This window comes from Bradyrhizobium sp. SK17 (assembly GCF_002831585.1).
Classification (GTDB): domain Bacteria; phylum Pseudomonadota; class Alphaproteobacteria; order Rhizobiales; family Xanthobacteraceae; genus Bradyrhizobium.
Genome location: NZ_CP025114.1, coordinates 170,825 through 184,925 on the forward strand (window position 1 = coordinate 170,825; position 14,101 = coordinate 184,925).

A 14,101-nucleotide genomic window follows, 5' to 3' on the forward strand; every position below is an offset into this window, starting at 1 on the left:
GACAGCAGTTTTCGCTCTCGCTGTCTTTGGCGGTACAGTGGCCGCTGCTTGCCCATTGTGTCCGTAACTCAAGAAGGAGGCCGCCTTTACAGGCGGCCTTCGTTTCATTCCAGCATGATAAGGAATCCACGGACTTCGCTTGGCTGACATTGCATGCCTGTGGGCGTAACTACGATCGCTCGACAGACGCTTCTCTATCCGCCGACTCCGCACCACACAGCGAGCATCACGATAATGGTTCCACCCATCGAAAGAATCACGGGCAACGCAGCGATCTGCAGCAGAGCTTCACGGCCGGTGATCCTGCCGGTTGCCGTATCAACCGGACCTCTGACAAAGGCGCCAAACGACCGCGTCATAGATCGTTCCGGCGTCATGTTGCGAGAATACCATCCGCCTCCTGCCAGCAGGCCGATGAGCATCACATTGATGAATCCAACCATGACGATCGAGACAGCGGCTTCGCGGTCTCCAGCAAAGCCAATCCAGGCTGCTATCACGAACCAGGCAAAAGCTCCGATTGAAATCCAGATTGCAGCTGGATGAACAGCGGTCGATTGCTTCAGAAGCGGCTGGGTTAGCGGGATCCTGGCAACCGACGTTGATCGCCGCGCGACTGGAAGGGAATTCGCTTGAAACGCACCTTTGGGTGCTTGTAACGCTACTTGTGCCATCATCTGGCTCCTTATCGTTCACAGCTTCGATGGGGCATGTCGCCTTCCACCGTTCGTTATAATGAACGTAAGCAGAGCCAATCCATTGATCCAATTCATTGTTCGTGTGCTTCCAATCGACAGCTACGATCAATGAGTCCGACCTGTCATGGTCGTGCCGCGTTTCTAGCAGCACGACCATGGAATGAAAGAGCGCCGAAGATTTCAAGGCATTTGAACTTGTACAGCAGCGCTGAGGTCGCTCGCCGATCCTGCCGCAATTACCAGGTAACGCCGAGCGTCATCCTGCTTTGCCTCGATCAATTGGCGAATGGGTCCCACTGTGTTGACGATGGCGGCGCCGGCTGGATTGGTCATGAATGCGGCCAAAGGCTGAAGCGGGCCTTCGCCATTAGCGCTGCTTGATAACGCCAACGTGTATGCCTTCTTCGGTTCAAGCCCGGTCACCGCAGCTTGTACGACTTGCACCAGCCCCTGATTGAACAACGTTACTTGCGTCGCAGTTTTTCCGCCGGGTGCAGCGAGCTTAAGCTGCGCGGATTCGGATGCTGCCGCGAGGGGCTGTAAATTGGCAATGCCGTCGCCTGATGGCACCGCGTTGGGTACATAGGCAACGCCCTGTGGCGCTTGTCCGAGCGGGATAGTCGCGATCAGCTTGTTCTCGATCGTGTCGATCGCTGCCGCCGCGTCGGCGTTTTCGAGTCCGACATAGACCCGCGTGCCGTCACCGGACGGCCAGATGCCGTGCGGAAGCGCGCCGGTTTCTATCATGGCTACTTGCTCGAACGTATCGGTCCGAAATACCTTGACCGAATTGAGTCCGCCGACAGTCACATAGGCGAATTGGCCGTTGCGGTTACGGACAATATTGACATGGTTGGTGATCGGACCGGTATCGATCGTTTTGATGACATCGAATGGCGGCTTTGCATTGAAAACCATGGTTTTGCCGACGTCCTTCAACGTGAGCCAGACCTGCTTGCCATCCGGGGTTGCTGCGATATCCGGACAGAATGGGCTTTCCTGTTTGACGCGGCCAACAATTTTGTGGCTGTCGGTGGCGACAACGACCGTCTCCGGACTGAAGCTCGAACAGATGTAGCCGTATTTGCCGTCGGGCGAGAAAATCGTCATGCCGGGACCGTTCGGAACTTCAATCCGGCGCGTTTCCTTGTAGGTTTTGCCATCGAGTACAGCGATGTAGTTTTCGCCGCGCACCGCGACCCAGATTTCCTTGGCATCGGGCGTGAAGAACGCCTCGTGCGGCGAGCGTCCAACATAGGTGACGTGTTTCACAGTATTGGTCGCGGTGTCGATGAAACTGACGGAATTGGAGCCAATCGAAATTACTGCGAGGGTTTTGTGGTCGGGCGAAAACCCCATGCCGTGAACCAGCAACTGGCCTTTATAAAGCGGACTGAGATTGCCGGGCGCTGGATCGCCGAGCTTGATGACACCGAGCAGCTTATTGCTCATGGGATCAATCACCGAGACGGTGTTCGAGAATTGGTCCGATGTGTAAAAGCGATCACGCGAATTAATGGCAATGTCAGGCTTTTCCGCTGCGCCGGGCGCTTGGCCAGCCGTCGCCGACAGTGTCGTCGCAAGCAGCACACAAATCGATAGTTGGGCTTTCATGTCAAAAATCCTTGTGGTTGAGATTGAATGTTGCCGGTTCGGTTGGCTGCGATAAGTGGGCCGGGAGCTGCGTCAACGCGCGTTTCATGACGTCTATCTCCTGCAATTGCTCGACGATGATGCCCTGTGCCAGACGCCGCAGCACCGGATCCTTCCCGAATTGCAACTGGATGCGCGCCATATCGACAGCACCCTGATGATGCGGAATCATCATCGCCGCGAAGTCACGATCAGGATCGCCCGAAGGCGCAACCATCATGTCGCGATTCATGAGCTCCATGGCGCGACCCATCTGGGCGTCGAACGAATTGTCGGTGGTGGAACTCGTCGGCAAATGATGCATCTGCCCATCATGAGCAAAGACAGCGGTGCCGACGATGAGAGCGGCACCAAGTGCCGTGGTCATGATGTATTTTGACATGTGCTCCTCGCTTACAGGTCATGCGGGGACGCCCTGCAGACGAGAAAATTCCGTGGTATCCGAGAATGCGCGTCACGATAGCGTGACAGAAAACAAGGTGGGCATCGGAATAAAGTCGTCGAACCAGCGTCTTCTGCAGGCTGACACCATTCACAAGGAGATCGCCGTGAAGACTTTCCTGCTTTCGACCGTCGCACTTACGCTGCTGACGGGTGCTGCTTTTGCTGGCCCGGCCGAGGATATGGCCAAGGCCCGTATCGACGCCATTGCCAAGGGCGACGTTGCCGCCGTTACGTCATCCTATGCCGATGGGGCAACCTTGCATTGGGTTGGCGGTCCGCTGGACGGCCAATACACCGGCGCCGACAAGCTCAAGGAAGTCTGGGGCAAATTCACCAAGGCCCAGGGCGATCAAAAAGCCACGGTCGCGGCGATTGCCGAATCTGCAAACCCGAAGGGGTCCACGGTTACTGCGAATGTGGCGTTCGCCGGCAAGAATACCGTCAAGGTTCGCTATGTGATGGTCTATCGTGACGGCAAGCTGGGCGACGAAATCTGGCAGGTCGATCCGAACGCAACTTTTTAAGCTTCATAACTCTGGCTGGGATGAACGCCTCATCCCGGCTGGAGAAGACGGGCGAGAGGCTTTGTCTTGGACGAAACCGCGGTTTTTCTGGAACAGCACATTCCCGCACTGCGCCGGTATGCGTTCGCGCTGGTGCGGCAGCACGATGCCGCTGACGATCTCGTTCAGGACTGTCTCGAACGTGCGATTGGCCGATGGCATCTGCGGCATCACGATGGCGACCTGAAGGCATGGCTTCTCACCATCCTGCGTAACCAGTTCATCAACACCTATCGTCAAAAGCGCCGCCGCGGGATTCATTTTGCCTGGGAGGATGTGACCGAGCCGCCAACGTCGGACGGCGCGCCCGATAGCAGTACGGCGGTTCGCGACATTCTCGCCGGTCTGGAAACGTTGCCGGAGGACCAAAAGTCGGTGATCCTGCTCGTGGGTGTGGAGGATTTATCTTACGATGAGGCCGCGCGTGTACTCGGCCTGCCCGTGGGCACGGTCATGTCACGCCTCAGCCGTGGCCGTGAGAAGCTGCGGGAATATATGGAAACCGGCCGCACCGCCGTGTTGCGGAGGGTAAAATGACCAACCACGAGAGCCCAATCGGCGAGGACGATCTGCACGCCTACGTCGACCGGCGTCTGCCGCAGGATCGCCTTGAGAAGGTCGAAGCGTATCTGAAGTCAAACCCGGACGTTGCCGCCCAGATATCCGCATGGCGGACGCAGCGCGAGACCTTGCGCGATCAATTGGCGTCGAAAGCCGCCGAACCTATTCCGGCCCGTCATCGCATCTCGAACATTCGCGCCATCAGACGGCAGGGTCGTCTTCGCCAACTCAACTTGATGGCTGCATCCGTGCTCTTGCTTGTCGCAGGGGGCGCCACCGGCTGGATCGCAAAGACCGAATGGCCGGCCAGCAGCGGTGTTCAAGGCGTGATGGTCAGTGACGCCATCTCTGCCTATCGAACCTTCGTTGTTGATGCTGCCCATCCGGTCGAGGTGAAGGCGACCGAACAGGATCATCTGGTTCAATGGCTGTCCAACCGGCTGGGTCAGCCCATCAAGACGCCAGACCTGACCGGATTTGGTTTCCGCTTGATGGGCGGTCGTGTGCTGCCTGCAGCAACCAACGGCGTCGCCGCTATGTTGATGTATGACGATGATCACGGAACTCGCCTGACGCTCTACCTCCGAAATGGCGAAAGTGGCGAGACCGCCTATCGCTTCGTTCGCGAGGGTAACATTTCGGCGTTCTACTGGATCGATCGTGGGCTTGGATTTGCGCTCTCGGCTGCGGCCAGCCGCGAGAGATTGTTGCCGATCGTGGACGCGGTCCATCATCAGATCGAAAAGTCAAAACCGCTAAACAATAAATCGTAAAAATCGATTGATTTGACACTTATAATCTGTTGGATTGATTGATTAAAGATGCCGATATTGGGTTGGTAAGCCAATGGAGCCAACTCATGAACACCCTAGCTTCGCCAATCGTTTCACGCGCCGACGTCACCGTCTCGCTCGACAACGATACCGCCGGACCCGTGCCTTCAGGACCGGAACGTGGGCTGGGCGCTGCAACCTTGGCTGTCCTGCCGGGCTTGCTCCTGACGTCGGCGGTGGCGGCATCGGCTTATGCGCTCCGGCAGCTGCCGGGAATGGCGACGTTCAGCCCAATGATCCTCGCCATCCTGATCGGCATCGCCTTCCATAACCTCGCCGGCACGCCGGCGATCGCCAAGCCGGGAGTAACGTTCAGCCTGCGACGGCTGCTGCGCATCGCGATCATTTTGCTCGGGCTCCAATTAACGATCACACAGGTGATCGAGGTCGGTGGACGCGGCATCGGCATCATCGCGGCGACGTTGCTGGCCACTTTTGCTTTTACCGTATGGACAGGCAAACTGCTGGGCGTCGACCGCAAACTCGCGCAATTGATCGCAGCCGGAACATCCATCTGCGGCGCTTCGGCTGTCATCGCGACCAACACGGTGACCAACGCTCATGATGAAGACGTTGCCTACGCGGTCGCCTGTGTGACAGTCTTCGGGTCGGTGGCGATGTTTGCCTATCCGCTATTGCCGGGCTGTTACATCTCGATCCGCACGCGTTCGGATTATGGACCGGCGCATCGATTCACGAAATTGCGCAAGTCGTCGCGGCAGCTTTCCAGGATGGACAAAAGGCCGGCGAGTTCGCAACAATCGCAAAACTGTCGCGTGTCATGCTGCTCGCTCCCATGGTGATCGCGCTGGGATTGATGGCGGCTCGCGCCGCCAAGAAGAACGATCCGGCCGCGAGCGCGTCATCGGCCCGGCCGCCGATGCCGTGGTTCGTGCTCGGCTTCGTGGCGCTGGTCGGCGTCAATAGCCTGATCACCGTTCCGGCCGAAGCAAAAGTCTGGGTTGTAGCAGTGACGACGTTCCTGCTCTCCGTTGCGCTGGCGGCGATGGGGCTGGAGACTGACATTCGCAAGCTGACGGCCAAGGGCTTTCGGCCTGCCATACTGGGCGCCCTCGCCTTCCTTTTCATCGCAGGCTTCAGTCTGGCGCTGATCAAAATGATTGGGTAACGGTTCATGACGCTGGAACAGCTTCGTATCTTCATCGCGGTTGCGGAAAAGCAACATGTCACACAGGCAGCGAGCGAATTGAACCTGACCCAATCAGCAACGAGCGCCGCGATCGCGGCGCTCGAATCGCGTTATGGTATCAAGTTGTTCGACCGTATCGGCCGAGGCATCGTGTTAACGCAGACCGGGCGCGACTTCCTCGACGAAGCCCGCGCTGTCGTGGCGCGAGCCAAAACAGCAGCGCAGGTACTGAATGACCTAGCCGGGCTCAAACGTGGCGCGTTGGCCATCGCAGCCAGCCAGACTGTTGCAAACTATTGGCTACCGCCGCGCATCCAGACTTTTCACATGTCTTATCCTGGTATTAATCTCAACATGACGATTGCAAATACAGAGCAGGTCGCACGTGCCGTCCATCAGGGTTACGCAGATCTTGGGTTTGTGGAAGGTGAAGTCGACGATGCCTCCCTTACTATCAGCAAAATGGATGGAGATTCGCTCATCGTGGTCGTTGGAACGAAACATCCATGGGTTGGTCGAACAAAAATTGCACCGAAAGACCTTTTGGCAGCCGATTGGGTATTGCGAGAGTCCGGCTCCGGCACGAGATCGATGTTCGAAACAGCGCTTCGGAAATTCAAAATCAAGCTATCCGATCTTCGACTCGCGCTAGAACTTCCGTCCAATGAAGCCGTACGCGCCGCGGTTGAAGCCGGCGACTGCGCCACCGCAATTTCAGACCTGGTTGTGAGAGCTTCGGTTACCGCCGGGACGCTTCACCGCGTTGAGATTGATTTACCGCGGCGGTCGTTTTTCTGGTTACGGCATAAAGAGCGATATGCGAGTCAGGCGGAGAAGGCATTCATTGCCTCCTTACGTGCCTAGGAGGCGCGGAAACGGGCTTGGATACCGAATTGGCAGCCTCGCGCATAATAGCCGCCATACAGATCAATTCTTAGCGGGTCCGGAAGGCACCGAATTCTGCCCGAGAACAATGCCGTTGACGGTTTGTCCGTACATATCCATCGGCGAATCGTGATGTTGCTTCCGAGTCTCAGCGACCGAACCTTTGAAGCGGGGGTCTTGAGGACGTTCCTGACTATCGATGTAAGACGCGACGTCCCATGCCTCTTCATCGGTGAGGGTATTACCCTGACTGAACGGCATATTCGCTTTGACGAATCCAGCGGCGTTGGTGATTGAACTCATGCCGGCGCCCCAGTTGAAAGACTTGGCGCCCCACAGCGGCGGAAAAACAACCGAACCGTCCGTCGCGTTCTGCCCTTGACCATCGGCGCCGTGGCAGAGCGCACATTTTTCCGCATAGACCTGCTGCCCGTGTGCGTAATCGAGCTTCGCGGGTTTAGCCAATTTAGGATAACCTCTTCCAGGCAATTCCGCACCGATTGGTGCCCCCTTGGCAAGATAATACGCGTAGCTTTCCAATGCGACCAAGACCTTGTCATTCAAGGCGGGAGCCTTTCCGTTCATGCTGTACATGAAGCAGCCCTGCATGCGCTCCTGGAACGTGTTCACATGTCCATTCTTCGCACGATAGGTCGGAAACGCCACGTAGGCCGCCCAGAGTGGGGCGGCATTGGCTAGGCGCCCCGCATCAAGATGACAGTTTGAGCACTGCAATGAGTTGCCGACGAATTCTTTTGCGTTGCTTTGCGTATCGTGAAAAATCTTTTCGCCCAGCCGAACCATGTCGCCGAATTCATTTTTTGGAATTTCATCTTCGCCTGGCGGCTTGAACACCACTTTTTGACTTTCGTGTTTTTGTGCGACGCTGCTTGCGACGGGCTTGGCTGCCTGCACCACCGCAGGTTCAGTTTTCTTGGGCGTATCGCTGTTTCTGGGCAGCGTATAGCCGATGAACCCCGCCAGCCCCACGAACAGTATGCCTGCGGCCCACGCGGCTTTATCTGGCTTATGCCCGCTCATAGCTTCGATCCTTGCGGCGTTGTTGACGGTTTAGCAGCCGGCAAAGTTGCATAGTAGGCTGCGACGGCGGCAACCTGCTTATCATCCAACTTGCTGGCGATCCCTGTCATAAGATGCAAAGGATCGCTCGTTCGCGTTCCGTCTTTCCACGCCTTCAATTGGCTCGTTATATATTCGGACGATTGACCCGCCAGTTTCGGGAATGTCTTGCCGACACCCTGTCCCATAGCGCCGTGACATTGGCCGCACCCCGGCAGTCCCTTCGACCAGTCGCCGCGGCTCGCTAAAGCAGCGCCAATCGCAATTGCCTTGTCGTCAGCCTTTTTCGGCTCCGCTACCACCGCCGTTGTGAGTCCGGCATAAAAATTCGCGACGGCCTGACGTTCGTCCGGCGTAAGCGCCTTTGCGATCGGATGCATCGTTTCATTGTCGCGCTTCCCTTCCGCAAATGCATTGAGTTGTTGAACAAGATACTGGCTGTCCAGACCCGCTAACCTCGGATATGCGGCGTCGGGCCGGCCTTCTCCTTGCTCGCCATGGCAAGCGGAGCACGCAGGCGCATCGCGGCCATTGCCATTCGCGGCGATATTCTTGCCGTCGAATGCCCGCGCCGGACCAGAGTACAGTAGCGCCAGGAAGAGCAGTGTGATGCAGACAATCACCACCGGCAGCACGATCGCTTTTTCGGCAACCTGGCGCCCGTCCAACGCATGCGGGAAATGCATCTCAACCCAGGGTGTGCCAAGCAAGCTACTTCCTCCGTAGTATCGGGCCGTTGTTGTTTTGCCCTGCTCATGCAGGCGATCATGCACTGAAATAATCTGGAATCAACTTTGCAGACGGCATCCTTACGCAGCTATAAAACGCCCGATTCCCTCTTTTGTGCCGGCCTTGCTTTCTTTTAGGTAAGCGACGAGAGCCTGGATTGCCCGAACGGGAAGGTCCCTGCGATTGCGCCCGAACTGCTTTGGTACGCCCTGCGCCGTTACGAACGCCGCTCTATAGGTCTCGCCAGCGAGGACAGGCGCGCCTCGCCTGAAGATATGCTCGATCCGCTGACCTGGCGGATTTTCCAGCTTGCCGTAAATGGTCAGCCCCGAAATCGCTTGAGGTATCCTCCCATCTGTCCGAAGGGATCCGCTGAAAACGTTCGCTCAAGGTTTTTCTCCATCATTTCCTGAATCTCGGTACCCGTCAGATCGACCGTCGACACCGGTGGATTGGTGGGGATGATGTTCCACAAATCATTCATCGTAATGAGGCCAGGCGGTATCGGTGCGCCGTATCGCCACCCGTTCGAAAAGGCGATATCCGTATCGCCAGCGGTTGCTATCGCGGCGAGTAGAAGATCGTCCATCGGCGCATATAGATTAGTGTCCCGATGCAAGCCAACGGCCGTCTGCCCGACGACCTCATTCAACATCTCTCGATGCGGCTTCATCACACCTTCGATACGCGCGCTCATCTCAGCATCGTCTGCGATCGACTGATCGACAGGGATCAGGCGATGTCGCCAACCAGCAATTTTTCCATCCGCGACAGTCAGATCAAGTCGACCAACGAATGATCCATGGCACCCAGACTGGATGATAAGCGTATTTCCGATGCGGGCCGGCTGTTCGAGACGGTTGTGGGTATGACCGCTCACGATCACGTCAATGTCTTTCACCACATGAGCAACGCGGATATCCTGCGGGAGGCCAAGGTGGGAAAGGACAACAATCAGTTCTGCGCCCTCGTCGTTGCGCAAGCGACTGATTTCGGCGGGCAATTCTTCGCACCCTGACGTAAAGCGCACTCCCTCGCTGAAGTAGGGCGGCATACTCTTGTCAATGATGGTCGCGGCGATGCCGATTATGCCGACGCGAAGGCCACCTCGTTCGATTACAATCGATGCCGGAAAGTACAATTCGCCGGTTTCTACATCGTAGCAATTGATCGCAAGCATCGGGTGATTCAGCTGGGCAGACAATGCGCGCCAATGGCGCGGTCCCCATGCAAACTCCCAATGCGCAGTCATGGCATCGAACCCCAACGCATTGACCAGCGGGACGAGTGCAGCACCTTTGCTGCTCACTACAGGATACGTCCCGTGGAACGTATCGCCGTTGTCCAAGGCAAGAACCGATCCATGGCCCTCTGCCCGAGCGCCCTTTAAGATAGACGCGATACGCGCGTAACCTCCCATGATGGGATATGCGGCGGTATCGCCATGCCACATCAGTTCGGGGTGAGCCTCCAGGTAGCCATGGGTGTCGTTGACCTGGATGATCGTCAGATTCCGGGCGTCCATGGAAAGCTTTCATTTTGAAAAACGTTAAACGATTGGGCTGGGAGCTCTTGTCAGACGTTATTTCAAACGAGATCAGTCGGAACTAGTTCCGATATGAGAGGGTGAGAATAGCGGGAGGTCGGAGATGGTATGGCAGATCGCGAAACGACTCCCATTGAGCGAACGGATGTTGAGGCGAGAGGGGCTGTCGTCGGTCACAATGTTCGCTATGTGTTTCTGTGGGGCACGATCGCCGCGGCGGCGATGATGATCTTCCTATATTTTATGCTGCTTCACAGTCGCGCTCCTGGTTGATCTCATTTGCCCGCTGCTTCATAGCGTTTGAATCCGTACCGCTCGAAAATGGTGAGAGCTGCAGGCGATTTGATAAACTCTAGCCATGCTTTGGCAGCGTCAGGATGCGCCGCGCCGTGAACTTCCGCCCCAGCATAAATGGCCGTTGTGTTCTGCTCCGCCGGAATTTCGACGTGTGAGATCGGGTGGCCGACTTGCTCCTGAAAAACGGCCTCGGATTGCCAGGTCACGCCCGCGTCAGCTACGCCTTGGATCAGAAATAGCGGCGTCTGCCGGTGATGGATATGGGTCAGCACGGTACTGCCGTCCTTCACCTTGTCCTCGTACACGGATTTGACCAGCTTTTCTCCACCCGCCTTTTGCAACGACGCTTTGATCTGGCGGGCAATCCCCTCGAACTCCGGATTGGGCATTGCCAGCCGGACCTTGGGCTGCCCGAGATCAGCCAGACTCTTCACCTGAGCGGGGTTGTCTTTCGGCACCATGATCGTCAACGTGTTGGTCACGTAAGGCACCGCAGGCGGGACCAATAATCCGTCATCGATTAACTGCTTGACCTTCACAAGGCCGGCAAAATAGGCATCCGGCTTGGCGGTCCACGTCATATTACCCGAAGTGATCGTTCCGCCGGCCTTCATTTGCTTGACGAGTAAGCCCGGTGGAATCGTCTCCCAGTAGATCTTGCCTTTGTATTCCTGATGCTTCTCCTCAAACGCCTTCACAAGTGGCGCCATCGCGAAAAAGTAATTGCCGCCAACATACAGAACCAGCTTGGGATCCGTTATGTCGCCGTGAAAATCCGCCAGACTGTTAACCTCCGGAATGGTGAACTCGAAACCCCGGTTAACGGCATCGTTATTCTCGCCCTTTTGCCACGGAGGGAAAACATCTCCCTTGTAGTGCGGAGTTTCGGCCTGCCCTCTCCAACCCTCGCTGGCCAACGAAATGACTGGTGTTGCTGCGCCCAGTGCAACCAAGCTTGCAACGATTGCTTTTAAAATCATGGTCGCTCCTTATTTGGCGTAGTGGAAGCCGGCTCGTTGCAACTCGGGTAGCGTCCCAACGGCGCCCGGCGTGAGCACCACCCCGGGTAGAAGATGATTCGTTAGCTCCGCCGCGAGTTGCTCGTGATTCAGCTTGTCGGGGTTACTCTCGGCCTTGAGGAGTGCGGCTGCCTCCTCCCATATTGCATTGTGGCAGGACAGAAACACGACGCCCCGTCTCATCAATATCGGAATTGAATTGTCAGCCGGTGAGAATACGCCGTTGGCGTCCTCAAAATTCTTCGCATCCGCTTTGGCAGCAGACGATTCCTTGATCAGGGTGTTTGATTTGAACTTCTGTCCCGCAAGCTTCGTCAGTTGATATTTTTCCCAGGTCGCGTCGTCAAACAATGCTAAATGCGCCGTTCCATGGGTCGCCGACACCGCCAGGAAGTCGGGATGCTTGAAGGACCACACCTGCGCATTGATCGAATTGCGCATCAGGTTGAGCCAGGGGCTGCCAATCTCCGTGTTGTCCCAGACCTGCTTGTACGGCGCCTTGTACGAAATAACGGCGTTAAGGGCCTCGGCATCCCACTGATCGGTCTCCGTCAGAATCATGGGAACGGTCTTGAAATCCCTTCGCCTCGTCAGCTTGTCGAGTTGATCCGATAACTTTTTTAGATGATGCCCGTCCGATGGAACGAGAACGGACCCGTCAGCCTCCTTCGCCGACGCTTGATCTATTGCAGAGAGGCTCATGGCACCGGCAATAGTTCCCAGCCCCAACGCTTGCATCGCGGTTCGTCGTCCAATCATGGTCATTCTAATTCTCCAGTAGCCCCACACGGCGTTCAGATGAGCCATCTCGGGACCCGAGATGCATAGTCGATCCACTCCTGACCAAAACGCGCCGCGAGATGACGCTCTTCACGGCGAATGGCCAGTCGATCCACGGCGAGCGCAGAAACAACGCCCAAAAGAACAAACCAGAGATTCCCGAAAGCGACCCCGACACCCGCCATCAAAGTCGCGTTACCGACGTAAATAGGATTGCGGGTGAAACTGAACGGCCCCGTGGTCACAAGCCGGCCTGCGGCGCGATGAGGAAGAATGTTGGTTTGACGCCGTCTCATTGTCAAAATGGCGCATAGATCGAGTGCGATGCCAACGGACGCAACGACGAACCCTGTAATCCGTATCCAGAGATCGCTCCGGACAGGTAAAGGGACAATAGACCAAGTCCGAGACTCGCAACCATGGCTATCGCCAAAATGAGAGGCGGCCACGGCACAGAATTTGGACTTTGACTTTCATCCACGATCATCTGGGCTTCCATGCCTGCTAACGAACCGGCGCCAAGGCCGAGGCGCATCACCGAACCACGACCTTCGAACCGTCAGGCACCCGGCTGTAAAGATCAATAATATCCTGATTGACCATTCGAATGCAGCCGGAAGAAACTGCTTTTCCGATGCTCCAAGGCTCGGTCGTGCCGTGAATGCGAAACAGCGTATCCTTGCCATTCTTGAAAAGATACAATGCGCGCGCGCCTAACGGATTTCGGGCACCCCCATCCATGCCTTTCTGCCAGGGTTTGTAGCGGGCAGGTTCGCGTTTGATCATGTCGCTGGTCGGTGTCCAGTGCGGCCACTTCTTCTTGTATTCGATCGTCGCAGTCCCCGTGAATTCGAGACCCGCTTTCCCGACGCCGACACCGTAGCGCAACGCTTTTCCATGTTCTCGCACCAGGTAAACAAAGCGCTCGTGCGGATCGACGACGATTGTTCCGACCTGCTCACGGGTCGGAAAATCGACCACCTGCCGAAGGTATTTGGGATCGATGTCAGCGACGTCGATGGCATCCACTTTGTACGGTTCATTGGTGGTTGCGGCGTAAGCCTGGGCAGCAGCCGGATTTGCCCGCGGTGAAAACGCCACCGGCGCCGGCGTAGACGACGTTGTGGTACATCCAGCCAATAATGCTATTCCGGCAAAAACCATTGCGGCGTTGCCGGCCCATCGGATGCGGGCGAGCGAGTTCGTCACAAGTCGTGACATTTATTTTTTTGCCTGGGCACGAGCGTCCGCCACCGCACGCTTGAAACCGTCATAGGTCAGGGCAGACGTCACCCTGTAGTGACCGACAAGATAAGCTGGCGTTCCCTGCAATCCCAACGAATCGGCCTGGGCGAGGTTACGCCGAAGCAACGCGGTGATCTCATCGCCATGCGCTTTGAGATCAGCGTCAAGCTTGTCCATGTCGACGCCGGATTTGCGAATCGCCGCAAGCATCTGATCTTCGGGAATCTTCGGACCGGGAATCGACATCAGCGCGGCGTGGACGGCGGCGTATTTGCCTTGATATTTGGCGGCCAGCGCGAGCTGCGCGCCATAAACGGATGCTTTGGTAAGGATCGGCCAGTCCTTATAAACAAGGCGAATATGGCCATCTTCCTCCACAACCTGCTCCAACGCCGGCTCGGCTTTCTTGCAGAACGGGCAGTTGTAATCGAAGAAGGTCACGATCGTCAGATCGCCTTTCGGATTTCCCGCGGTGGGAGTGGCCGGATCGTTTTGGATGGCCTCGGCGGACGTGTCGGCATCCTGCGCGAATGCGTGAGAAACGGCCATCGGCATCAAGAGAGCCAATGAGAGGATCAAACGAGCTGCAAAATTGTTCGGGCGTGTGGCGGACATGAT

Annotated in this window: 15 protein-coding genes and 1 pseudogene; 5 read left to right on the forward strand and 11 right to left on the reverse strand. The window is 56.7% G+C overall.

What is annotated here, in order from left to right; all coding sequences use genetic code 11:
• Positions 1-194: 194 nt before the first annotated feature.
• The 3 genes from CWS35_RS39365 to CWS35_RS38145 all read right to left on the reverse strand — a co-directional run bounded on the left by CWS35_RS39365 (position 195) and on the right by CWS35_RS38145 (position 2,733).
• Entirely contained in the window at positions 195-677 is a 483-nt protein-coding gene (locus CWS35_RS39365; protein WP_151650825.1) for a hypothetical protein, read from the reverse strand.
• Between the two features lie 201 nt (positions 678-878).
• The gene (locus tag CWS35_RS38140) at positions 879-2,312 is read right to left on the reverse strand and encodes a YncE family protein (RefSeq protein WP_100554946.1); all 1,434 of its coding nucleotides are present in this window, start codon (positions 2,310-2,312) and stop codon (positions 879-881) included.
• A gap of 1 nt (position 2,313) precedes the next feature.
• Positions 2,314-2,733 carry a DUF305 domain-containing protein gene (locus CWS35_RS38145; RefSeq protein ID WP_371412394.1) on the reverse strand — a complete coding sequence of 140 codons (420 nt, stop codon included), beginning with the start codon at positions 2,731-2,733 and terminating at the stop codon, positions 2,314-2,316.
• A 166-nt stretch (positions 2,734-2,899) separates the two neighbouring features.
• Here CWS35_RS38145 and CWS35_RS38150 point away from each other — a divergent pair, with 166 nt between their 5' ends.
• From CWS35_RS38150 to CWS35_RS38170, 5 genes and pseudogenes are all read left to right on the forward strand, one after another.
• On the forward strand, positions 2,900-3,319 hold the full coding sequence (locus tag CWS35_RS38150; RefSeq protein WP_244626195.1) for a nuclear transport factor 2 family protein: 420 nt from the start codon (positions 2,900-2,902) through the stop codon (positions 3,317-3,319).
• Between the two features lie 66 nt (positions 3,320-3,385).
• Entirely contained in the window at positions 3,386-3,895 is a 510-nt protein-coding gene (locus tag CWS35_RS38155) for an RNA polymerase sigma factor (protein ID WP_100554947.1), read from the forward strand.
• Positions 3,892-4,692, forward strand: coding sequence for an anti-sigma factor (locus CWS35_RS38160; protein ID WP_100554948.1), 801 nt, complete (start codon positions 3,892-3,894; stop codon positions 4,690-4,692). The genes CWS35_RS38155 and CWS35_RS38160 overlap by 4 nt, the downstream gene beginning before the upstream one ends.
• An 86-nt stretch (positions 4,693-4,778) precedes the next feature.
• Positions 4,779-5,881, forward strand: a pseudogene (locus tag CWS35_RS38165) (YeiH family protein).
• A gap of 6 nt (positions 5,882-5,887) precedes the next feature.
• Complete coding sequence (locus tag CWS35_RS38170; protein WP_100554950.1) at positions 5,888-6,766, forward strand: LysR family transcriptional regulator; 879 nt, start codon at positions 5,888-5,890, stop codon at positions 6,764-6,766.
• Between the two features lie 63 nt (positions 6,767-6,829).
• Here CWS35_RS38170 and CWS35_RS38175 read toward each other — a convergent pair whose 3' ends face one another.
• The 8 genes from CWS35_RS38175 to CWS35_RS38210 form a co-directional block, all read right to left on the reverse strand.
• A complete protein-coding gene (locus tag CWS35_RS38175; RefSeq protein ID WP_100554951.1) occupies positions 6,830-7,828 on the reverse strand; it encodes a c-type cytochrome in 999 nt (332 codons plus the stop codon).
• Positions 7,825-8,577, reverse strand: a complete 753-nt coding sequence (locus CWS35_RS38180; RefSeq protein WP_244626180.1) for a c-type cytochrome — start codon at positions 8,575-8,577, stop codon at positions 7,825-7,827. Before CWS35_RS38180 ends, CWS35_RS38175 begins: the two co-directional genes overlap by 4 nt.
• 341 nt (positions 8,578-8,918) lie before the next feature.
• On the reverse strand, positions 8,919-10,121 hold the full coding sequence (locus tag CWS35_RS38185) for a bifunctional UDP-sugar hydrolase/5'-nucleotidase (RefSeq protein ID WP_371682885.1): 1,203 nt from the start codon (positions 10,119-10,121) through the stop codon (positions 8,919-8,921).
• Positions 10,122-10,417: 296 nt separating this feature from the next.
• Positions 10,418-11,419, reverse strand: a complete 1,002-nt coding sequence (locus CWS35_RS38190; protein WP_100554954.1) for a substrate-binding domain-containing protein — start codon at positions 11,417-11,419, stop codon at positions 10,418-10,420.
• Positions 11,420-11,428: 9 nt separating this feature from the next.
• Complete coding sequence (locus tag CWS35_RS38195) at positions 11,429-12,223, reverse strand: transcriptional initiation protein Tat (RefSeq protein WP_100554977.1); 795 nt, start codon at positions 12,221-12,223, stop codon at positions 11,429-11,431.
• A gap of 29 nt (positions 12,224-12,252) precedes the next feature.
• Positions 12,253-12,687 carry an isoprenylcysteine carboxylmethyltransferase family protein gene (locus CWS35_RS38200; protein WP_244626179.1) on the reverse strand — a complete coding sequence of 145 codons (435 nt, stop codon included), beginning with the start codon at positions 12,685-12,687 and terminating at the stop codon, positions 12,253-12,255.
• An 85-nt stretch (positions 12,688-12,772) separates the two neighbouring features.
• The gene (locus CWS35_RS38205; RefSeq protein WP_371412395.1) at positions 12,773-13,459 is read right to left on the reverse strand and encodes a L,D-transpeptidase; all 687 of its coding nucleotides are present in this window, start codon (positions 13,457-13,459) and stop codon (positions 12,773-12,775) included.
• Positions 13,460-14,098, reverse strand: a complete 639-nt coding sequence (locus CWS35_RS38210) for a DsbA family protein (protein ID WP_100554956.1) — start codon at positions 14,096-14,098, stop codon at positions 13,460-13,462.
• Positions 14,099-14,101: the final 3 nt, after the last annotated feature.

Excerpts from the sequence above, each read along its gene's own strand:
- CWS35_RS39365 (WP_151650825.1), bottom strand. The coding sequence starts at position 677 with ATGATGGCACAAGTAGCGTTACAAGCACCCAAAGGTGCGTTTCAAGCG.
- CWS35_RS38140 (WP_100554946.1), bottom strand. The coding sequence starts at position 2,312 with ATGAAAGCCCAACTATCGATTTGTGTGCTGCTTGCGACGACACTGTCG.
- CWS35_RS38145 (WP_371412394.1), bottom strand. The coding sequence starts at position 2,733 with ATGTCAAAATACATCATGACCACGGCACTTGGTGCCGCTCTCATCGTC.
- CWS35_RS38160 (WP_100554948.1), top strand. The coding sequence starts at position 3,892 with ATGACCAACCACGAGAGCCCAATCGGCGAGGACGATCTGCACGCCTAC.
- CWS35_RS38170 (WP_100554950.1), top strand. The coding sequence starts at position 5,888 with ATGACGCTGGAACAGCTTCGTATCTTCATCGCGGTTGCGGAAAAGCAA.
- CWS35_RS38175 (WP_100554951.1), bottom strand. The coding sequence starts at position 7,828 with ATGAGCGGGCATAAGCCAGATAAAGCCGCGTGGGCCGCAGGCATACTG.
- CWS35_RS38185 (WP_371682885.1), bottom strand. The coding sequence starts at position 10,121 with ATGGACGCCCGGAATCTGACGATCATCCAGGTCAACGACACCCATGGC.
- CWS35_RS38190 (WP_100554954.1), bottom strand. The coding sequence starts at position 11,419 with ATGATTTTAAAAGCAATCGTTGCAAGCTTGGTTGCACTGGGCGCAGCA.
- CWS35_RS38195 (WP_100554977.1), bottom strand. The coding sequence starts at position 12,223 with ATGACCATGATTGGACGACGAACCGCGATGCAAGCGTTGGGGCTGGGA.
- CWS35_RS38205 (WP_371412395.1), bottom strand. The coding sequence starts at position 13,459 with ATGTCACGACTTGTGACGAACTCGCTCGCCCGCATCCGATGGGCCGGC.
- CWS35_RS38210 (WP_100554956.1), bottom strand. The coding sequence starts at position 14,098 with ATGTCCGCCACACGCCCGAACAATTTTGCAGCTCGTTTGATCCTCTCA.